This is a genomic window from Shewanella sp. 10N.286.51.B2, from assembly GCF_041469265.1.
GTDB lineage: Bacteria > Pseudomonadota > Gammaproteobacteria > Enterobacterales > Shewanellaceae > Shewanella.
This window is the reverse complement of record NZ_JBFRKH010000077.1, coordinates 1-20,873: the sequence shown is the minus strand read 5'-3', so window position 1 is coordinate 20,873 and position 20,873 is coordinate 1. Positions and strand designations below refer to the sequence as shown.

The 20,873-nt window shown below is 43.5% G+C and carries 17 protein-coding genes; 2 read left to right on the top strand and 15 right to left on the bottom strand.

The window, feature by feature from the left end; all coding sequences use genetic code 11:
- Position 1: 1 nt before the first annotated feature.
- The 9 genes from envZ to AB4140_RS18445 all read right to left on the bottom strand — a co-directional run bounded on the left by envZ (position 2) and on the right by AB4140_RS18445 (position 11,080).
- Entirely contained in the window at positions 2 to 1,324 is a 1,323-nt protein-coding gene (envZ, locus tag AB4140_RS18485; RefSeq protein WP_303445909.1) for a two-component system sensor histidine kinase EnvZ, read from the bottom strand.
- 23 nt (positions 1,325 to 1,347) lie between these two features.
- Entirely contained in the window at positions 1,348 to 2,073 is a 726-nt protein-coding gene (gene ompR / locus AB4140_RS18480; protein WP_102475949.1) for a two-component system response regulator OmpR, read from the bottom strand.
- Positions 2,074 to 2,268: 195 nt separating this feature from the next.
- Positions 2,269 to 3,039: a hypothetical protein gene (locus AB4140_RS18475; protein WP_303445879.1), complete on the bottom strand. Its 771-nt coding sequence runs from the start codon at positions 3,037 to 3,039 to the stop codon at positions 2,269 to 2,271.
- A 301-nt stretch (positions 3,040 to 3,340) separates the two neighbouring features.
- Entirely contained in the window at positions 3,341 to 3,817 is a 477-nt protein-coding gene (greB, locus tag AB4140_RS18470) for a transcription elongation factor GreB (protein WP_303445880.1), read from the bottom strand.
- Between the two features lie 270 nt (positions 3,818 to 4,087).
- The gene (locus tag AB4140_RS18465; protein ID WP_102439415.1) at positions 4,088 to 4,708 is read right to left on the bottom strand and encodes a 4Fe-4S dicluster domain-containing protein; all 621 of its coding nucleotides are present in this window, start codon (positions 4,706 to 4,708) and stop codon (positions 4,088 to 4,090) included.
- 200 nt (positions 4,709 to 4,908) lie between these two features.
- Positions 4,909 to 5,529 carry a DMSO/selenate family reductase complex B subunit gene (locus AB4140_RS18460; protein WP_372002140.1) on the bottom strand — a complete coding sequence of 207 codons (621 nt, stop codon included), beginning with the start codon at positions 5,527 to 5,529 and terminating at the stop codon, positions 4,909 to 4,911.
- 14 nt (positions 5,530 to 5,543) lie between these two features.
- Complete coding sequence (locus AB4140_RS18455; protein ID WP_372002138.1) at positions 5,544 to 8,087, bottom strand: DMSO/selenate family reductase complex A subunit; 2,544 nt, start codon at positions 8,085 to 8,087, stop codon at positions 5,544 to 5,546.
- Positions 8,088 to 8,120: 33 nt separating this feature from the next.
- Positions 8,121 to 10,115, bottom strand: a complete 1,995-nt coding sequence (locus tag AB4140_RS18450) for an MtrB/PioB family decaheme-associated outer membrane protein (protein ID WP_372002136.1) — start codon at positions 10,113 to 10,115, stop codon at positions 8,121 to 8,123.
- A gap of 14 nt (positions 10,116 to 10,129) precedes the next feature.
- Positions 10,130 to 11,080 (bottom strand): DmsE family decaheme c-type cytochrome, encoded by a 951-nt coding sequence (locus AB4140_RS18445; RefSeq protein ID WP_372002134.1) that lies wholly within the window; start codon positions 11,078 to 11,080, stop codon positions 10,130 to 10,132.
- Between the two features lie 185 nt (positions 11,081 to 11,265).
- Here AB4140_RS18445 and AB4140_RS18440 point away from each other — a divergent pair, with 185 nt between their 5' ends.
- Positions 11,266 to 12,207, top strand: a complete 942-nt coding sequence (locus tag AB4140_RS18440; RefSeq protein WP_303503689.1) for a helix-turn-helix transcriptional regulator — start codon at positions 11,266 to 11,268, stop codon at positions 12,205 to 12,207.
- A gap of 126 nt (positions 12,208 to 12,333) precedes the next feature.
- On the opposite strand, the gene AB4140_RS18435 is transcribed toward AB4140_RS18440, so the two are convergent.
- The 6 genes from AB4140_RS18435 to AB4140_RS18410 are packed head-to-tail and all read right to left on the bottom strand — an operon-like array spanning position 12,334 to position 19,700.
- Entirely contained in the window at positions 12,334 to 12,786 is a 453-nt protein-coding gene (locus AB4140_RS18435) for a hypothetical protein (protein ID WP_372002132.1), read from the bottom strand.
- Positions 12,787 to 12,798: 12 nt separating this feature from the next.
- A complete protein-coding gene (locus AB4140_RS18430; protein ID WP_372002130.1) occupies positions 12,799 to 13,461 on the bottom strand; it encodes a molecular chaperone in 663 nt (220 codons plus the stop codon).
- Positions 13,462 to 13,507: 46 nt separating this feature from the next.
- Positions 13,508 to 14,176 carry a DMSO/selenate family reductase complex B subunit gene (locus tag AB4140_RS18425; RefSeq protein ID WP_102476156.1) on the bottom strand — a complete coding sequence of 223 codons (669 nt, stop codon included), beginning with the start codon at positions 14,174 to 14,176 and terminating at the stop codon, positions 13,508 to 13,510.
- Between the two features lie 11 nt (positions 14,177 to 14,187).
- Positions 14,188 to 16,701 carry a DMSO/selenate family reductase complex A subunit gene (locus AB4140_RS18420; RefSeq protein WP_372002128.1) on the bottom strand — a complete coding sequence of 838 codons (2,514 nt, stop codon included), beginning with the start codon at positions 16,699 to 16,701 and terminating at the stop codon, positions 14,188 to 14,190.
- A 44-nt stretch (positions 16,702 to 16,745) separates the two neighbouring features.
- Positions 16,746 to 18,737, bottom strand: coding sequence for an MtrB/PioB family decaheme-associated outer membrane protein (locus AB4140_RS18415; RefSeq protein ID WP_372002126.1), 1,992 nt, complete (start codon positions 18,735 to 18,737; stop codon positions 16,746 to 16,748).
- Positions 18,738 to 18,752: 15 nt separating this feature from the next.
- Positions 18,753 to 19,700, bottom strand: coding sequence for a DmsE family decaheme c-type cytochrome (locus AB4140_RS18410; protein ID WP_102439425.1), 948 nt, complete (start codon positions 19,698 to 19,700; stop codon positions 18,753 to 18,755).
- 197 nt (positions 19,701 to 19,897) lie between these two features.
- On the opposite strand from AB4140_RS18410, the gene AB4140_RS18405 reads away from it, so the two are divergent.
- Positions 19,898 to 20,836 (top strand): helix-turn-helix transcriptional regulator, encoded by a 939-nt coding sequence (locus AB4140_RS18405; protein ID WP_372002124.1) that lies wholly within the window; start codon positions 19,898 to 19,900, stop codon positions 20,834 to 20,836.
- The last annotated feature ends 37 nt before the right edge of the window (positions 20,837 to 20,873 follow it).

Below are 20,873 nucleotides of genomic sequence, written 5' to 3'. Positions count from 1 at the left end.
ATTAATGACGGCTAATAGGCAGCCACACTTGGGCATGCAGCCCGCCTTCTGGGCGGTTTTTAAGGAGGATTTTACCGTGATGCCTATCGATAATACGTTTAACTATCGCTAACCCTAACCCTGAACCCACAGAGCCTCTAGCGCTATCGCCTTGGGTAAATGGCTGGAATAGTTCATCAATTTTAGTTTCATTAATACCAGGGCCATTATCTTCAACAATAAAGCTGACGTATTTGGCTTTATGGATTGAGCTAATTTTTATCCAGCCGCCACCGTAGCGAAAGCCGTTTTCAACAAGATTACTTAATACCCGTTTAATGGCCACACTTTGAAAGGACACCATAGGGCCTTCTTGCAATTGCAGCTCGATATCACCTTGTCGATGCATTTCTTGTTGGGCGATTTCGCGAATAAGGCGGTTGATATCATTGGGTTCCCGGGCGCTTTCTTGGTCATGGCGCACATAGGCAATAAACTGATTAATGATGTCGTCCATGTCTTCAATATCGGTGATGATGCCATCTTTTAGATATTGATCTTCTTCCACCATCATTTCAGATGCTAGGCGAATACGAGTCAGTGGTGTGCGTAAATCGTGGGAAATCCCCGCCATCAATAGCGCGCGATCTTGCTCCAACTGCTTCATGCTGTGAGACATTTGATTAAAGGCGTGAGTCACTTCAACGATTTCAGAAGAGCCGCTTAAGGGCAATGGCGCAGGAAATTCCCCTTTTGATACTGTAAAGGCCGCTCGCTGTAGGCGTTTAAGTGGTTTATTAAGACGCCGAGCAAATAACCAGCCTCCAGCGACACTTAAGGCGCCAATAACCAATAAATATAAGGTCAGTGGCGATAAATCATTTTCGTTTATGCCAGTCAGCGGTACTTTAATCCACACCGAGGTGGCTTGAGGTGGACGGATCCACACTTCTAACTGAGTCCCTTGGGAAAAGCGCACTTCTGCTTCTCCGCCTAAATACTCAGACATTTGTGCAGATAAAAATCCATAGTAGGTCGCACTGTCTACCCCAGCTTCAATGGCGCCTTGTTGGTTATAGACTTTCATCTCATCGTCACGCACTTTGGCGTTTAGGGCATCGACAATGGTGAGGTGTTCACGGCTGATCTCTACGCCATCAATAAATAATAAGTTGATTTGCCGTGCGATCAGTTGATTGATTTGTTCGTAACTGGGTTTAATGAAATAAACCGTCACAGATAAATAAGACACCAACTGATTAATCAGTAGCAAGCTACCAATTAATAGTACGGTTTGACTGAATGAATTACGTGGCAGGAAACGCTGCCACCATTTCAGTTTTATGGCTTGAGCTTGGCTAATAAGGCTTAACCTCGAGCGGTGCCGTCAGGCACGAACACATAACCTAAACCCCAAACCGTTTGGATATAGCGGGGATTAGCAGCATCGACTTCAATTAAGCGGCGCAGACGGGATACTTGTACGTCAATTGAGCGCTCAAGTGCAGAGTAGTCACGGCCACGGGCAAGGTTCATTAGTTTGTCCCGCGATAGTGGCTCCCTAGGGTGTGAAACCAACACTTTTAATACCGCAAACTCGCCACTGGTTAAGGCAATGCTTTTATCTTCATGAAACATCTCACGAGTGGCGAGGTTAAGGGAAAACTCACCAAAGCTAATGACTTCTTCTTGTTGCGCTGGCGCACCTGGTACTTCAGCCGTTTGACGGCGCATAACGGCTTTAATACGTGCGAGCAATTCCCGCGGATTAAACGGCTTAGGTAAGTAATCATCAGCGCCAAGCTCTAGACCAATAATACGGTCAACTTCGTCGCCTTTGGCGGTCAGCATAATAATAGGAATGGGATTTTCTTGTTGGCGTAAGCGGCGACAAATCGATAATCCATCTTCACCGGGAAGCATTAAATCTAACACTAACAGGTGGAAGTTTTCTCGCTCTAATAAGCGGTCCATTTGCTCGGCATTTGCTGCACTGCGAACTTGGTAACCTTGCTCCAGCAGATAACGTTCCAATAATGATCTGAGTCGCATGTCATCATCGACAACGAGAATTTTAGATGTTTCTTGGCCCATGACATATCCTTTGGCTAAATTTCGGCACTAAATACAGTTATTAAGCTAAATATAGCGACTTTATAAGAGTGCAAACAAGCGCTGGATGAATTGTTTGCTAATTGTGAGGGGTAATATGATCAATAACAAGGATTAAGTCTATGAAAAAAAGTGATTTTAATGGCATTAAATTGATTAAGGGAAATTGTAACTAAATCAGTTTTTACGCAATAAGGTTGAACAGGAGTCAATCACGCCATCATCATTACTGTCCAATAAAAAAATAAGCTGGTTATCGTGCAGCTTAATATTAAACGCGGCAGCGGCGATATCATTTAAGCGGTTAAAGCCGATTTGTTGGTTATCATCGTATTCAGCTTGAAAGTAGACTTCGCCTGAGTCCATTTGGTGTTGATATTGACCCCACTCCATGCCGGTATTTTCATCATCATGATCCAAGTTGATTTGTAATTGCACATACAAGCCATTATTGAGCATCAATACCGCAAATAAATCATCGAACTCCTGATTGTACCAATAACCTTCAATACTTTGAGCCTGCAGCTGATGATATTCAATAATGACATCAATTGAGCTGTCGCTTTGGGAGTCCATATTGAGCTGTAAGCGCTCGGCACTGGCATTGATATAGACATGGCTTTTACTACGGTCAGTGAGCAATGTTATCAAGCCTTCTGCAGGATTATTACTGAAGGTGGGGTTAAAACTAATGATCAGCGGTAAGTCAGCAAAGTTGCTGCTTTCAGATAAGGTATAACTGCCCCATTCGGCAAAGCTATTTTCAGGCTGGAGTAGGTCAAGCCCCAGTTGCAGGTAGGAGCCGTCTTCATTGATTTGTAATAGCTCAATGTAATCTGTTTGCTGATTGAGCCAGTTACCGACAATATTTTGCGGTACATAGCTCAGCGCCATTAGCTTAAAGCTAACAACAAGCAGTCCAACAGCCCAAAAGATTTTACTGTACATAAAAAATCCTTTTATTCATCTTATTCAAAGCTCGCTTCCATGCAGGTATTAGGGGGTGAATGGACTTTTGCTTGAAAGCTCAGCGATTTGGCTATAGACAGTACTATTATCAGCGCTTGAACCAAGATTAAAAACTAAGCGCTAAAGCACTATATATCGTTAAGGCCAGCTAAATAAATACAACTTTAAGTCTAGTTAAATATATCTATAGGGCAAATTTTAGTCGCTAAAACAGCCTTAAACTGCATGCTTTGCAGTGCAAAATTCTACTTTTGTTTGAGGCTTTGAGGTTTTCTATTAGCTAAACGGTGTAGGATATTTTATTGATATACCAATCTTGGGGGCCATTGGGGGTGGGAACAACGGCATCATCATCGATTTCTTTTTTCAATAATGCTCGTGCCATGGGTGAATCAATGGAGATATAGCCCTTGGCATCGCCGTAAATTTCATCGGGGCCGACAATACGAAATGCCAAGGTGTCGCCAGCATCATTCTCAATCTCGACCCAAGCGCCAAAGAACACTTTACCTTCTTGCTCAGGGGCATATTCAACCACTTTTAAGTTTTCGATACGCTTACGTAAAAACCGCACTCGGCCATCAATTTGTCGTAATAAACGTTTATTCTCTTTGTAGTCAGCGTTTTCGGAGCGGTCACCAAGGCTCGCCGCCCAAGTCACTTTTTTGGTGATTTCAGGGCGATATTCACGCCATAAATAGTTCAGCTCAGTTTTGAGTTTGGTCATCCCTTCAGGGGTGATGAGATTGGTTTTCACGTAGTTAGCCTTAATAACGAATTCAGTGATTATCGCGTTAATAACAGCGCGTTAATAACAGCGCGTCGATAGCGGCGTATTGAGAACATGGCCGACATCATAAACTCAATATACTGTGATTTGATGCTATCGCCAATCACATAAAGCCGTGCGAATAGAATGGACTTAATTGGTGATGATTTTTAGCGCACATTTTAACGTTAGCATTATCAACTCAGATGAGTTACTTAAGGTCATTTATAACGTTAGTCATATGGCCAATAAAGAAAACTAATATCGCTTACCCATGTTGCCCTTGGGTTTATTAGTCGAGGAGGTTATTGGCTGTCCACCTAAAAGCATATTGGGGGAGGTAATGTGTGCTGAAGGCAATGAAGAGATATTTACTTCAGTGCCGTATTTGCTTCTTAACTCATGGATCAAGCCGAAGTCTAATGCGCCTTTTGGACAGGCATCGACGCACAAAGGTAGGCTCTGTTGCTCGATTAGCTCGAAGCAACCGTCGCACTTCACCATCACTTTACGTGTTGGGTCGAGTTGGGGCGCTTCATAAGGGCAAGCACGGGCGCAAGAACCGCATCCAACACATGTCTCTTGAGCAACATGAACTAAGCCATCTTTGGCACGTTTATGCATCGCCCCTGTTGGGCAGGCCAATACGCATACTGGTTCGCTACAATGGTTGCAGGATACTGATAAATAATAGGTCGAGATATTGGGTTGTTTTGATAATGCCGTAGGAATGCGTTCATCGCCATATTTATAGACCCGTCGAGTGCTGACGGATTTTTCCACATCAAATTTTTTATTACACACGCGATGACATTTTCTACAGCCAACACATTTACGTGTATCAAAATAGAATCCATATTGGGTAATTTCTGCAGTCATAGGCTTGTTGATAATACCAGTTATAGCGCGGATAAAGAGTAATTAACGTGATGCTGTATTAGCTATGCTACATGGAAATGTGGTGATTTTTTGGGTTTTATTCTATGACCCTACTTAGGTCACATTAAATACGATTATTTATGCTAAAAAAGCTAGCCAAGTATCAATATACTTGGCTAGCTAATTGGCTTTATGACGTCTTAAACTTCAGAGAAGTTGACGATTTCACCATCACGACCGCCATTCACATTCGCTTTAATAATCAAGTTCGGCGATGTAATGCTTTCTGGTGGTAAAGGTGCAATGTGGCCATCACCATTACCATATTTAGCTTTAAGGTTGTCCATGGTGTCAAAGTCCATTGCACGTAACGGGCAAGAGTCAATACACATTGGATTTTTACCTTCAGCTAGACGCTCATAACAGCCATCACACTTGGTCATCACTTTGCGCTCAAGATCTAGTTGCGGAGCATCATAAGGACATGATCTTGCGCAGCTATTACAACCAATGCATAAATCGGTAGCAACATGCACTAAGCCATCTTCACGGCGTTTATGCATTGCACCGGTTGGACAAGCTTTAACACAAACAGGCTCAGAGCAATGATTACAGCCTATTGAGGTGTAATAAGTAAATACGTTTTGCTCTAGACTACCGTTTTGATTTTCAACCCATTGTCCGCCGCCATATTCATATACACGGCGCCAGTTAACACCGACAGGTAAATCTTTTCTATCTTTACAAGACACTTGGCACGCTTTGCAACCAGTACACTTAGCAGTGTCGAGATAAAAACCATATTGGATATTAGTGGTCATTGTTATTTACTCCATTAAGCTGTTGCAATTTGTACACGGTTGGTATGTTGTGGGTTACCTTTAGTCACCGGAGTTGGGTGATACTTAGTTAACGTATTAATGCAGCCCCCAATATCGATGATGTGACCTGAGTTACCAATACGGCCTGCAGGATCTGGGGTATACCAAGCGCCTTGACCAACCATTGCCACACCTGGTGCCACACGTGGTGTGACACGAACAGGTAATTCAATTGTGCCGCGATCATTCCATACTTGTGCTTTTGCCCCTTGGGTAATACCTCTGGCATTGGCATCTTTTGGGTTCATCCATACTGCATCTTCAACCGCTTCACGTAACCAAGGTACGTTGTGGTAGCTTGAGTGAGTACGGCCTTTAGTATGGAAACCACATAGCTGTAATGGGTAATCTTTCGCTGCTTCTTCATCTTCGAAGCCATCCCATGTCACTACATATTTTGGTAGCGGAGTAATTTCATCGCCATCAAGTAAGGTCCAAGTAGCGGATTTTTTAGCTAAAGACACTGAGTAGATTTCAATTTTGCCACTGATGGTAGGTCTTGGAGCTGCTGCAGGATTAGCTACATAGTCTTTTAAGGCAACAACAGTGTTAGCCATATACTTTCTGAATAAGCCCACTTCTTGCGCTTCGCCATAGGTAGCTGGCATATCAACATCAGTATTTGCAGCGCGGGTACCAGCGTAAATCTCTTCACACCAATCACGGCCTGTTTTACCTTCAGTATATTCGCCGCCTTTACCCATTTTGTCTGCAATACCAGCACAGATGTCATACATTGATTTTGCATCACCTAGCGGGTTAAGCGATGAACTCATCATGGTTGCATAAGCCATTTGACCTGATGCATAGCTGTCATCGGCAAGATCTTCTGACTCAAGCCAAGTGGTATCAGGCAGAATAATATCGGCGTATCGAGCTGAAGGCGTCATCCAGCAATCACAAACAACAATCAGCTCACATTTACTCTCATCAGCGAGGATTTCAGCGGTGCCGTTACTATCAGAGTGTTGGTTGATCAAGATGTTACTTGAAGTATTAATGATCACTTTGATGTTGCTGTTTAACTTGGCACTGTTGTTGTCTTCGATTTCATTTAAGGCGTTGCTAGCGTAACGAACGCCGTCAGTGGTGCCAGTAAATTCTTCACCACGGACAATGGCATCAGACCAAGAGAAACAAGGAATGGTAATGTCAACTGGGTTGTTACCAGCTGGCAAACCACCACCAAGTGGGAACTGGTTGCTTGATGGCATGGCACCGGTGCTAACACCCGCTTGGCCGAGTTTACCTGTCATAATGGCAAGCATATAAACTGCGCGAGTATTTTGGTCACCGTTAGCATGACGGCTGACACCTGCGCCGGCAGAGATGTATGGAGCTTTAGCATTCATTAACTTGGTTGCAAGTTCACGAATGTTGTCAGCGGTAACACCACAAATCTTTTCAGCCCACTCAGGGGTGCGAGCGCCTTGTCCAAGGTATTTACCCATACCCATGATGTAGTCATGGTAGTTGTCTTCAGGGTTAATATATTGTGCGTGTTCACGCTTGTTTTGGTCTTGTTCAACTTCTAGTTCAGCTTTTAGTTGCTCAAGTGACGCTTTGCTATAACCAACACAATGGCTTTCTAAGAAAGCGGCAGAGTTATCGTTAACCCAGCCAGTATCAATCATGTGGTGAATAACGGCTTCAGCAAGCGCTGCATCAGTACCTGGACGAACAGCTAACCACTTGTGTTCATTACCACGCATTGAGTCGGTATAGCGCGGCTCAACCATATACACTTCGATACTATGTTTGTTATTTTCAAGCGCTTTAATGAAGTCATAGCCTTCACCAGAACCTGATTGACGAATTTCGTTTGGATTAAAACCAAAACCAATGAATAAATCACTGTTTTCGATTTCAGCCAAACTTGAACCACCAATCGAGTCCCATTTGTCGCCATAAGTGGCCATTGCCGCCATGTAAACTTGCGACCATGAATAATCCCAATGATGGTTTAAGAATCCACCATTTAGGTTAAGTAATCGACCCCAAGTGGCAGCATTGTTTGCAAAACCGTAGTAGGCGCCAGTTCCATAGTTAAAGTAGATTGACTCGTTGCCATGTGTACTTGCTGTTTCTTGTAGTTTCGCTGCAATTTCTGCGTAAGCATCGTCCCATGAGATAGGTACAAACTTACCTTCGCCACGTTTGCCAATACGCTTCATTGGGGTTTTTAAACGATCCGGCGCATAGGTGCGTTGCTTTAAAGAGCGGCCACGGGCGCAGGCACGGATTTGGTGGTTAACCCCGTATTCGTCAGTGGTTTCGTGATCAGCTTCAATGCGGGTAATGACTCCATCACGGCTAAATACTTTAATTGGGCAGTTTGAGCCACAGTTAACCAAGCAGGCAGACCAATTCATTTGCTCATCAGCCACAGGTGGCGGAGTTGGGGTGACATTGGCATCATCTGAACTGGTTTTACAACCGGTTACCGTTGCTGCACAGCCAAGTGCAGCACTCGCTTTTAAAAAACTTCTACGTTCCATTGATATATCCTCTCGTAGCATTAACGATGCGTCTTAGCGCAATTGGTAGGTAAACGACAACATCACTTGGTGCGCGTTGTAGTTATGGTTGATATCGCCCAGAGTAATCATCCCCGGAATATCATTGACCCCTACGTTGGCTGCATCGGTATCGAAATAGCGTTCATAGCGGTAAGTTAATTTCAGTGCCATTTGCTCGCTCAAGGCGTAATCGGCGTACATACTGGCACTGTGGTTGTATGAGTAATAATCCCCATACGGATTCATGGTTTCGGCGGTGACATCAGTGTTACTGACAGAGTTACTAAATAAGTAATCCACCCCTAAGGTGAGCTTGTCTTGCATTAAACCGCTATAGCTTGCGCCTGCGCCTAAGTTGATAAATTCATCTTCAATATCAGCCATCCAATCTGCTGCGCCAAAGCTTTGGCTGCCTGCTTGATTGGAGTTAATCCATTGCTGTCCAGCAAACACGTAACCATCAACATGCTGATTAAAGGCGATGTTAAGGTTAGCGTCATAACCGTAATCTTCTGATTCAGTCAGGCCGATTTGGGTATCGTCATACTCGTCTTGGGCATAACGGGTGCTGATGTCCAGACTCATCCAGTTGATAGGGGTGTAGTTCACCTTTAATTCAACGGCGTTGCGGGTGCGGTCAGCTAAATAGTACTTGCGCAGCAGGGCGTTATTTTCAGATGAGGTCAGCTCATTGGCTTCATAGTCAGAGCCACTGCGATTAGCGTGCTCGGCTTTAAGATTAAAATTAACCTTGTCTAAGGCGCGGACATTGAATTTTAGCCATAGGTTGTCGTCATTGGTTTGCTCGCGGTCACTGAAGGTGCGTTCCACTTCTTTGCGGTCGTAACCGGCTTGTAAGCGGTAGCCACTGGCGATGCGGTAACTGGCATTGACTTTATAGGTGTTACGTTCAATATCTTGCGGGGTATTTTGTCTAAAGGCGCCAGTTAAGCTATTGAAGTTGTATTGGGCAAATTCAGCGGTTGAGCTTTTATTATCACGCTTGCTGTAATCAACGCTGCCGCCTAAACGTAAACGGTTAGTGAGCATCGAGGTCAGCGCAAAACGACCATCAAGGGTGTCAATTTGACCATCCCAGTTTTGTAGCGGGTTACCCGTTACTTGAATGAGGTTGTCATCTTGTATCATCCGGCCTGTCACAATGCGGCCGTTCATCACGGTGCGATTGAGCTGGTACTGACCTGATAACGCCACCTGGTGGGCTTGGTTATCTGGCGCTGCTGAGTACACATCATTGGCATAAGGCAAGCTTAAGTGGTCGATATTGTTTTGATAATAACTGCCAAAGTAGCTCAGCTCAGTGAGCCAGTTTTCACCAGATAAGTTCACCCCAGCATCTAACTGCTTAGTGCGAGAATCGGTTGGTAAGCCGAAGTTAATCGGGCTTGGTGATACCAGGCTGGCTGATTTATGGCCGGTTTTATCTTCTTGGCTGTATTTCACAAAGGCGCCATAGAAGTCTTGACCGTACTCCATGCCGAGGGCCACTTTTTCGCGGCGCTGAGCTAAGTCAAAGCTGTTGATGGCATCAGATGGGGTTAACATGCCATCGTTGTGCCACAGACTGCTTTCTACATCACCGGCTTTATAGGTTTTAATCGCATCATAATCGAGGCTAAATTCATACAAGCCTGCTTTACCGCCAGACAAGTGAGCAAAGCCATTATCCATGCCTAGCTGATGGGCTTGAATGCGGGCTTGATAACCAGACTCGCTGTTAAAGCGCACATCACCACTAACTGCCGCAATACCGCCATCTTTGGCGGTGCCTAAGGCATTGCCAGCGTGAATGTCACTGATGTCGTTATAGCCTGCAGCAACACTCACTTCACCGCTATAACCGACGACGTTAGTGCAGCGTTTACATTCATATTTATGGGTATTAACCGCGGTGGTATTGGCGTTGCCAACCCCGAAGTTAGCTGCCATGCCAGAGGTCGATACCGCCAGCAGTGACAGGGTAATAAGATTCAATTTAAATGACATAATCTTGCTCTCCATTAGCGTTGCAGCAGACTGCCAGCTGGGTGATTAGAACCATGAATTTGGTTGTGACAGTTAAGGCAGCTTTTTCCACCACCAAAGGCATCCATCCCCGGCTCAGGTACAACGCGAGAGGCGTGACCATCGGGTGCATGACATTGCTGACATAACTGCGGTGCGCGGCTATCAAGCATATTGTCGTTGACGCTGCCGTGGGGGTTATGACATGACACGCAGCTTTCAGTCACCGGGGCGTGTTCCCATAGGAAGGGACCACGTTTTTCAGCGTGACAGCTATAACAGGTATCGTTAACGGTTGGCTTAATCAGGGCACTTTCACTCATTGAACCGTGGGGAGCATGACAATCAATACAGGTCATTTGGTCCCATTTCATTGGGTGCGATGAGCGCTTGTTCATGTCGGCCTTTTCTTGGGTGTGACATGAAGTACAGGTGTCATTCACCGACAGCTTATCTAACGCGGGGTCAGTAGCGGCATGAATGGTGTGACAATCGGCACAGGCAATTTCTTCTAGGTTATGGGTGCTGGTATGCCATGCCATTTGCTCAGGGTCGTTATGACAGCCTTGGCAAACGGTGTTTTGGGTTGGGGCAGACAATTTGCTGTCGGAACCAAACGCAATCATCGGCTCTTTACCGCCACGGTTATGGTTACCTTGAGGGCCATGACAAGCTTCGCACTGTAGGCCTGCCATAGGTGAGTCGCTGCTGGCAATGTTACCGTGCACGCCATCAAATATGTCCATGACGGTTTCATTTTTACGGTGACAGGTTAGGCAGTTGTCGGCGCCTTTAGGGGAGTAGTTGCCTTCAGCGAACTTCTCAACTAACTGTTGTTCTAATTGTGTTGAACTGAGGTCATCCCATGGGGTGGCATTAGCTGTTAAAACGCTGCCACCAAATAACAACAAGGTCAATAATCTGGAATAACATTTACTATGTTTCATCGTGGCACCTTAATAATTTTAACCAATCTACACATACCAGTAACTAAATATATTTTACTTTTTACCTGTGTATATTTCGCCTTTTATCGTTTTCTAAAAAAAACATTGTTTGAACTCGGTCACAAACAATTTAAATGTAAAGGCAAAAAATAATGGTTGTTTTATAGTATTCACAGGAGGTGTCTATGATTAAATTTTTAGTAAGACCAGCTTTAACAGCTAAAGCAATCTTAAATTATTGCCAAGATAATAATGTTATATTGCCAGAAGAGTTTGATGTAATAAGAAGTTTGTCTGATGATGATTTAATCAGTAGCAGTGCTCCCATTAAAATGTTGGAATGTATTGAGCAACAAACAAATAACGCAGAGTTTTTTAGCGAACTAATGAAAGTATGCACAGACACTTGGCTGCAAGCATTTTATCGAATGGTACCCCCGAGAAATGATGCCGATATGGCTTCTCAGCTGGTTGATTTTTATGAAAATATTCATGGGATGAGAATTAATCACAATTGGAGTTTAGTGGAAACGAATGAGACAGTTAGTTTAGTCTCTAAGTCTGCTTTACATGGGAAATTTAATGACTTATTACTTTATAGTTTTTTAATTAAAATGATGAGTCAGCCAAATATTTCTGCCACAGGAACGATAACAGCAGAGTTCAGTTTAAAGAGTGAAGAGTATTTAAAGTATTTAGATTTTCCTGTTGATACAAAATTCGGCACGAATGATACAAATGTGGGTAAGTTTGTATTTTCTGTTTCTAAGTTGTGTGATAGTAAAGTTTATAATCCGATGTTTCTAAGTAAAAGAATTACTGATTATGATTTGCTTATAGCGGCAAGTAATATGATCCCAATTAATAAGCTTAATATTTCTTCTTTGGCATTTATATTAGGTATTTCACCACGTTCATTAACAAAAGTGGTTGAAGAAATGGGAATATCACTTAAGACATTAATTAATAATGTTAAATATAAAAAAGCGCGCAGATTATTAGAAATGAATAATGGCAATATTAAGCTGACCGCGTGTGATTGTGGTTTTACCGATCAGGGCAGATTAACTAAAATCTTTAATCAAACTATGGGCATTTCCCCAAGTGAATTCTTGCTTACTAAATAATACCTTAGCTGCCGATGAGTGACTGGTGAATCCGTTAGTTATTCACCAGTGGAGCCGCATTTGCTACAGTCCTAATCACTTCAACTAGTATCACTTCAACTACTATCGTTTCAACTACTATCGCAGTTAACATTTACCCATATTATATTGCTGTTTACGCTGTTGCTTGCGCTCAGATTCTAAACGCGCCATGGCGGTTAACACTCGTTGGCTGTTGTCTTGTAGGTTTGAGTTGGCGTATTGCGCATCATCACTAATGGTTTGTGCATAATGCACCGCCAACGACATAATTAACTGCTCGGGTTGTGTCAGCAGTTTATGTTCCAGCTCCTTAATAAACATCAATAAAAAGCACTGAAACAAGGTATCAAAAACCTGCTCCATATCCATGCTGTAATGTTCATTTTTAGGCTTGGGCGGTAATTCGATCATCGCGGCGATGAGGCTGCACACTGTCGAGCAAGGCGTTGCGCCGACAAATAACTCACCAATGGCCTTATCTTGGGCAAAGTACAATTGTAATTGCTGGGCAAAGTCTGCTTTGTTCCACTGCTGGGCGACGGATCGAATGACACTCATAAGCTTTTCCTACTAGCGAAATAAACGCATTGGCATTGGGATGATATTTAATGTCTTAGCTAATACGTTTTCAAAATCGCTTGCTAGTAGGGCGATACCCTTATAGAAATCGGTTTCAGCATGTTTTATAGCGAGTTCGTGACAGCGACCTGACCATGGCAACATGTGTTGTTGCAATAACACCATAAGCGCTTCTTTAGCTGGCTTATTGTCTGGCTCATCAATTAATTGCTGCAGTAATTGATCGATAACCGCATAAAACAAAGCGATATGGTCTACGGGTTGGTTAAATTTCAACTCGAAGCTAATGCCTAATTGCTTGTAAAAGTTCATTAGGCTAATGGTCGAGTCGTCATTGAGGATTTGTTGCTCGCCTAGGTAAGTTGAGCCCCAAGGCATAGCATTAGGCTCACCGGGACCAAAATAGAGCTGGCCGTAATCAAGCTTAATGTCGTTGATGTTTTCAGGCTGCCATTGTGAGAAGAATTGGCCTAATAATGACTTACCTTGCTTATTGGCCTCAGAGTCTTGTAGTGCAGGCCAAGTCAGGTTTAATTGATTGCTGACAAAATACTGGATTGAATCCTCGGTTGGATAGTCCAATAAAACGTTATGCAGTAAACGTGCAATAGCTTGTAGCTCTAAGTAAGCATCATGAGTAGTCGCGTCTGTCATTATTTCATTCCTGTTAAAAGGCGCCCCGAAGGGCGCCGTTATTTAGTTATACTTCTGCAAAATTGAGAATGTCACCTTGTTGGCCGCCATTTCTATTCGCTTTTATTATTAAATTAGGTGAAGTAATACCTTCTGGTGGTAGGGGTGCGATATGGGCATCACCATTACCATATTTAGCTTTAATGTTTTCAACGGTATCAAAGTCCATTGCGCGCATTGGACAAGAGTCAACACACATAGGCTTACGGCCTTCTGCTAGTCGGTCGTAACAGCCATCACACTTGGTCATCACTTTACGTTCTTGGTCTAATTGCGGTGCATCATATGGACAAGCTCTGGCGCAGCTACTGCAGCCAATGCATAAGTCAGTTGCCACATGGACTAAGCCGTCTTCACGACGTTTATGCATCGCACCCGTAGGACACGCCTTAACACAAACAGGCTCACTGCAATGGTTACAGCCAATTGACACATAGTAGCTAAACACATTTTGCTCAAAAGAGCCTGTGCTTGGATCGACATTCCAGCTGCCACCGCCGTATTCATAAACACGACGCCAATTAACGCCATTTAATGCAGGTACACCGCCTTCTGTTGGCTTATCGCCTTCGCGAATAATGCCACTTTGACGGTCTTTACAAGAAATATGGCAGGCTTTACAACCTGTACATTTAGTCGTATCAAGGTAGAAACTGTATTGAGTTGATTCGGTCATGGTAGCCTCCATTAAATAGCTTTACGAATTTGAACACGGTTTGTGTGCTGTGGGTTGCCTTTTGCAACTGGGCTTGGTGCATATTTAGTCAGCGAGTTAATCGCGCCGCCAATATCAATCACTTTACCAGTTGAACCTGTACGACCATTTGGATCGGGAGAGAACCAAGCGCCTTGACCTAAAGCCACAATGCCAGGAGCAACACGTGGAGTGATACGTACTACCACTTCAATTGAGCCGCGTTCGTTATACATTTCGATTTTGTCACCAGAAGCCACACCGTATTCTTGGGCATCAATGGCATTAATCCATACCGCATCTTCTACCGCTTCACGTAACCAAGGTACGTTGTGATAGCTTGAGTGAGTACGACCTTTAGTGTGATAACCCGCTAATTGCAGTGGGTAATCTTCTTTAGTGTCTTCATCTTCGTAACCGTCCCAAGTCACTGTGTACTGTGGTAGTGGTGTGATGATGTCGCCTTTGTACTTGTCTTGTTCCCAGTTCGCTGCGCGCCAAGCAAGTTCAGCTGAATAGATTTCAATTTTGCCTGATGGCGTTGATAGTGCTTCGCCGCCATTGACGAAGCTTTCTAGTGCCACGTGACGATTATGAGTGTTGTTACGGAATAAACCGATGTCCTGTGCTTCTTTGTACGTTGCTGGGAAGGCTGGTTTGATATCTGAGTTACCGGCATTTGCTTTCGTTTGCTGATAAAGCTCTTCTAACCAATCATCTTCAGTTTTGCCTTCGGTAAATTCGGCGCCAACACCCATAGCATCAGCAATCATTGCTGATACTTGGTACATTGACTTACAGTCCCAAATTGGGTCTACAGCTGCTTTCATTGCAGTAATATAGTCAAGCGAACCAGATGCATATGAGTCATTAACTAAGTCATTTGATTCTAACCAAGAGGTATCAGGAATGATGATGTCGGCAAATTTAGCACCAGGCGTCATCCAACAGTCACAAGAGACAATTAATTCAACGCCGCTTTCATCTTTTAAGATTTCAGCCGTACCATTAATGTCTGCGTGTTGGTTCAGTAGTGAACTGTCAGATGCAGAGATGATCACTTTGATGTTGTTTCCAAGTGGGGTATCTAAACCGTCAGTACCGGTAACACCATGAGTACGAGCCGTCATGGTTTCACCATTGTGAATCGCTTCAGACCAGCAGAAGAATGAAATCTGTTCTTTAACTGGGTTAGCGCCAGTTGGGATCCCTGCACGGTATGCGCTTGTCATGTTTGGTAGCTCACCGTTTGATGAGCCCTCAACACCTAACTTACCAGCTAATACGCTAAGCATATAAATGGCGCGGACTGATTGCTCACCATTTGCCTGACGGTTAACGCCAGCGCCCGCAACTATGTAGGGTTTTTCTGAAGCCATTAAATCGTCAGCAAGCTGTTTTATTTTAGCTGCTGGAATACCCGTAATGCTTTCTGCCCATTCAGGTGTACGAGGGGCGCGATCGCTGTAGATACCTTGCGCCATGATGTAATCATAGTAGTTATCTTCAGAGTTCATATGCTGGGCATATTCAATTTTAGTGGCATCGCCGCTGGTTTCGAATGCGAGTTTTTGAGCAACAATTGACGCTGCATCATAACCAACAGTATGGTTATTAATGAAGTCGATGCTATTGCTGTCAACCCAACCTGAGTTGATCATGATGTATGCCATTGCTTCAGCAAGTGCGGCATCTGTTCCTGGGCGGATCGGCAACCAAGTGCTTTCTTTACCTAACATTGAGTCGGTATAACGCGGGTCAATTAAGGTGACTTTTAGGCCGTTGTTACGTTGCAGTGCGTTAAGGTAATCATAGCCTTCACCAGAACCTGATTGACGAATTTCACTTGGGTTATAAGCAAAACCTAATAAGAAGTCACTTTGATCTAAGGTTACTGTAGAAGAACCAGCAGTGCTGCTAGTACCAAAGGTATGCTTAGCCGCTTCAATTTGCTGCGCCCAAGAGTAGTTACCGTAGTAGCTTAAGCAGCCGCCAACTAAGTTGAATAGACGGTTAAAGCAGGCGTTTGATGCAAAACCGTAATAAGCACCTGAACCGTAACTTCTAAAGATAGACTTGTTACCATGCTCAGCAATGGTTTTGTTTAGCTGGGTAGCAATAGTTGATGCTGCTTCTTCCCAAGTAATAGGTATAAATTTGCCTTCACCACGCTCGCCAATACGCTTCATTGGGGTTTTTAAGCGGTCAGTTGCATAGGTACGTTGACGTAATGAACGACCACGGGCACAGGCGCGGATTTGATGTAGGCCGTATTCATCTTCTACTTCATGATCCGCTTCAACGCGAGTAATGATGCCGTCTTGACTAAATACTTTTACTGGGCAGTTTGAACCACAGTTTACTAAGCATGCTGACCAAGTTAAGGTCTCATCAACAGGTACTTCTGGTGGTAGTGGCTCGGCATCTTTTGAGCTGGTGTTACAGCCGGTTACTGTTGCAGCGCAACCTAAAGCCGCACTCATTTTCAAGAAACTTCTGCGTTCCATTATTAAATCCTCTTACTAAAATTTTTTCAGCGCGTTGGTAACGACTACAGCAGATAGCTGAAATTCAGCATGATCTGATGGGCGTTATAATTGTGATTAAGCTCGCCTAGCGTCACCATTCCAGGGACTTCATTTGGCGATATTTGAGCATCATCGGTGTCGTAATAGCGTTCGTAGCGGTACGTCAGCTTTAAGGCCATGTCGTCACTTAAGGCGTAGTTGGCATATAAGCTGGCGCTATGGTTATAAGAATAATAATCACCGTATGGCGTGGTGCCATCACTGGTAACGTAGGTATCACTGCTTGAGTTACTGAATAGGTAATCAGCCCCTAAAGTCAGTTGATCCTGCATTAATCCGCCGTAGCTCACGCCGGCGCCCATATTGATAAATTTGTCTTCAATATCGGCGTACCAATCAGGGTCGCTATAATTTTGGCTGCCAGCTTGAGCTGAATTAATCCACTGTTGTCCGGCAAAACCATAAGCTGATAATTGCTTGCTAAGTTGTAGGTTTACATTGATGTCGTAACCGTAATCTTCTGATTCCGTTAAGCCGATAACGGTATCGTCATAGTCATCTATGGCGTAGCGTCCAGTGAAGTCGATGCTTAACCAATCAAGTGGGCTGTGATTCACGCGCAACTCGATATCGTTACGGGTTCTATCAGCAAGATAGTACTTACGCATTAGGCTGTTATCTTCAGATGACGTTAGCTCATTGGTTAAATACTCAGAACCGCCGCGATTGCTGTGGCTGGCTTTAACATTAATATTGACGTTATCAATGGCGCGAATACTGAACTTGGCCCATAAGTTGTCTTCGTTAGTTTGTTCGCGGTCGCTGTAAGTACGTTCAACATCTTTGCGATCGTAACCTGCTTGAAGGCGATAACCACTGCTGATGCGATAACTGGCATTGACTTTATAGCTCGAGCGTTCGACATCAGTGGCGACGTTTTCTTTGAAGCTGCCACTTAAGCTATTAAAGTCGTATTGCTGGAATTCAAATACCGAGCTGTTGTTTTCACGGTTGCTGTAGTCATAACTCGCACCCAGACGTAAACGGTTGCTCAACATTGAGGTGATATTGAAGCTCGCATCTGTGGTGTCGACTTCACCATCCCAGTTTTGGATTGGATTACCAGCCACTTGAATGAGGTCATCATCTTGAATCATGCGGCCAACAATAAAGCGCCCTGACATCACAGTGCGATCTAATTGATATTGGCCCGACAGTGATACTTGATGGGCTTCATTGTCAGGGGTTGCTGCATACAAGTCGTATGAATACGGTAAGCTCAGATCGTTAACATTATTTTTGTACTGGCTACCAAAGTAGCTCAGCTCAGTTAACCAGTTGTCGCCAGTAAGCGCTGCGCCTGCGGTAAATGAATCAGTGGTCGAGTCGACAACTAAACCAATATTTACTGGGCTTGGGGTAACAATGCTACTGCTCTTGTAACCGCTTTTATCTTCGGTTTCATAACGCAGGTAGCCTTGATAAAAATCTTGCTTAACTTTGGCACCAAAGCCCATTTTTTCACGTTGCTGTGATAGCTCAAAGGTGTATGGCTCGTCACTTGGCACCATCATGCCATCGTCATAATAAAGCTGACTTTGAGCATCACCTGATTGATAGGTGGTCAATAATTGGTAATCGGCATCAACTGAGAACAATCCAGCTTTACCGACGCTGACATTCGCTGAGCTGTTTTCAAACCCCAGTTGGTTAGCTTGAATGCTCGCTTGATAGCCGCTATCGCCTTGGTAGTTCACATCACCGCTAACGGCAGTAACAAAGCCGTCTTGATCAGTACCAAAGGCATTAGCAGCATGAACATCATCACTGCTAATGTAACCCGCGGCAACACTGATACTGCCGTTATAGCCAGTGTTTGCTTCACAGCGCTGACATTGATATTTTTGCTGATCAACATTGACGGTATTGGCTTTACCTACCGCAAAATCAGCCGCCATAGCGGGGGCTGAGGCAATCACTAATGAGGCGGTAATAAAATTAAGTTTAAAGTTCATTGTTGTTGCCCTCATTTAGCGTTGCAGCAAGCTGCCAGCAGGGTGGTTAGAACCATGAATTTGGCTGTGGCAATTTAAACAACTTTTGCCGCCGCCAAAGGCATCCATTCCTGGTTGTGGTACTACGCGGCTGGCATGGCCATCATCGGCATGGCATTGCTGACAAAGCTGCGGAGCACGGTTGTTGAGCATAGATTCGTTAACGCTGCCGTGTGGGTTATGACAAGTGACGCAGTTTTCAGTCACTGGAGCATGTTCCCATAACACTGGGCCGCGCATTTCTGCATGACAGCTATAACAAGTGTCATTAATAGAAGGTTTATTTAACGCGCTTTCAGTCATAGAACCATGGGGAGAATGACAGTCAACACAGGTCATTTGATCCCATTTTAGTGGATGAGATGAGCGCTTATTCATGTCAGCTTTTTCTTGGCTATGACAACTAGTGCAGGTATCGTTAACGGTTAGTTTGTCTAGGGCAGGATCTTTAGCTGCGTGGATGTTATGGCAATCAGCACAGGCAACTTCTTCAAGATTATGGGTGCTGTTATGCCATGCCATTTGTTTTGGATCGTTATGACAGCCCTGACAAACGGTATTTTGTGCTTGGGTTGATAACTTGCTGTCTTGGCCAAATTGGATCATTGGCTCTTTGCCGCCACGGTTATGGTTACCTTGAGGGCCATGACAAGCTTCGCACTGCAGCCCCGCCATTGGCGAGTCACTATTAGTTAAGTTGCCATGGGCGCCTTTGAAGATATCCATGACTTTGTCATTTTTGCGGTGACACATTAAGCAGTTGTCTGCCCCTTTAGGGGAATACTTACCAGCAGCGAACTTTTCAACTAATTGTTGCTCTAATTGGTCTGCTGGCATGTCATCCCATGGCGCAGAGATAGCACTAAATGAGCATAAACAGAGCGTTATGCTGATATAGGTTATGAATTTACGATACCAGTTCATCAAGTTACCTGACCTTATTAAATCAAACGTTAAAAAGTGTACTAATTAAGAGGGGGTATTCTAGGGATGTGTAGAAATCTAATCGATACAATTGAATTATCAAAAAACGACATATGTGATCCGTGTCATCATCTTGAGTAGCAAAAACAAATAAAATAACCGCCCAATAAATGTGGATATTATTTAGATGTTTTCAGATGATAAAATATAAGTGCCGGCCAGCTGTTCACACCAAGATTGTGTGTGAATATTGCGAGTTAATTAATTTTCCATTACCTGATGAATATAACCACTTTAAATATCTTGCAGATACAGATTTGATTGGTTTTAATACCATTACTAACTTATTACGTTATATAGAAAATAATTGTGACAATAAGTATTTCTTTATTGATTTAATGCAATATTTTATTCAGCGGATCATCAATTTTTCAGATATCGACTTGTCAGCAGAGGTAAGTGATGCACAAAAGCTGCTGGCATTTACCCAATTTTATAATCAAGTATCAGATCTCAATTGGTGCAATATTGAAACGCAGCACAGTTTAGCTTTAGTGGCTAAACGCGCTCCTCAGGCCATTGCATCTAAGTATGACGACTTGTTTATTTATAGCTGTATCACACATATTTTACGTCATTCATTCAAAGATAAGTTAAATTTAATCATAGAGTTACCTTTTGAGCGGTCATTCTATGGTGTTGATGTAGACTTGTTTGATAATGTGACCTTTAACTGTCAGTCAATGTCAGTGATAGTGGCAAAAGATGAACGAGATGTTAACCCGGTAATGGCTGAAAATAAGCTAACACTTTCTAGTAGTGACCGGGTAAAAGCTGCCGCGAATAGCATGCCACCGTCAGCATTAAGTTTACCTAATCTTGCCAATTCAATTGGGGTTTCAGAAAGGGGTTTACAGCGTGAACTTAGAACTGAAAACTGCTGTGTAAAAGACATGATTCAAAATACCAGAATGAATTCTATTATAACTATTTTGAAAAATAATAAAGGTAATATAAAAAAGTCAGCATATGAAAGTGGCTTTAAAGATCTACCAAGTTTTAGCCGATATTTTTCTAAATCAACAGGCTGCACGCCAACTCAATATGTGCGCAATAATATTTGCAACAATCTGTAACCAACATTTAATATAATAAGTTTAATGAGAATGGTTA

Bases quoted from the DNA above. Each gene is read 5' to 3' on its own strand.
- ompR (WP_102475949.1), bottom strand. From the start codon at position 2,073: ATGGGCCAAGAAACATCTAAAATTCTCGTTGTCGATGATGACATGCGA.
- AB4140_RS18475 (WP_303445879.1), bottom strand. From the start codon at position 3,039: ATGTACAGTAAAATCTTTTGGGCTGTTGGACTGCTTGTTGTTAGCTTT.
- AB4140_RS18465 (WP_102439415.1), bottom strand. From the start codon at position 4,708: ATGACTGCAGAAATTACCCAATATGGATTCTATTTTGATACACGTAAA.
- AB4140_RS18460 (WP_372002140.1), bottom strand. From the start codon at position 5,529: ATGACCACTAATATCCAATATGGTTTTTATCTCGACACTGCTAAGTGT.
- AB4140_RS18455 (WP_372002138.1), bottom strand. From the start codon at position 8,087: ATGGAACGTAGAAGTTTTTTAAAAGCGAGTGCTGCACTTGGCTGTGCA.
- AB4140_RS18450 (WP_372002136.1), bottom strand. From the start codon at position 10,115: ATGTCATTTAAATTGAATCTTATTACCCTGTCACTGCTGGCGGTATCG.
- AB4140_RS18445 (WP_372002134.1), bottom strand. From the start codon at position 11,080: ATGAAACATAGTAAATGTTATTCCAGATTATTGACCTTGTTGTTATTT.
- AB4140_RS18440 (WP_303503689.1), top strand. From the start codon at position 11,266: ATGATTAAATTTTTAGTAAGACCAGCTTTAACAGCTAAAGCAATCTTA.
- AB4140_RS18435 (WP_372002132.1), bottom strand. From the start codon at position 12,786: ATGAGTGTCATTCGATCCGTCGCCCAGCAGTGGAACAAAGCAGACTTT.
- AB4140_RS18430 (WP_372002130.1), bottom strand. From the start codon at position 13,461: ATGACAGACGCGACTACTCATGATGCTTACTTAGAGCTACAAGCTATT.
- AB4140_RS18425 (WP_102476156.1), bottom strand. From the start codon at position 14,176: ATGACCGAATCAACTCAATACAGTTTCTACCTTGATACGACTAAATGT.
- AB4140_RS18420 (WP_372002128.1), bottom strand. From the start codon at position 16,701: ATGGAACGCAGAAGTTTCTTGAAAATGAGTGCGGCTTTAGGTTGCGCT.
- AB4140_RS18415 (WP_372002126.1), bottom strand. From the start codon at position 18,737: ATGAACTTTAAACTTAATTTTATTACCGCCTCATTAGTGATTGCCTCA.
- AB4140_RS18410 (WP_102439425.1), bottom strand. From the start codon at position 19,700: ATGAACTGGTATCGTAAATTCATAACCTATATCAGCATAACGCTCTGT.
- AB4140_RS18405 (WP_372002124.1), top strand. From the start codon at position 19,898: ATGATAAAATATAAGTGCCGGCCAGCTGTTCACACCAAGATTGTGTGT.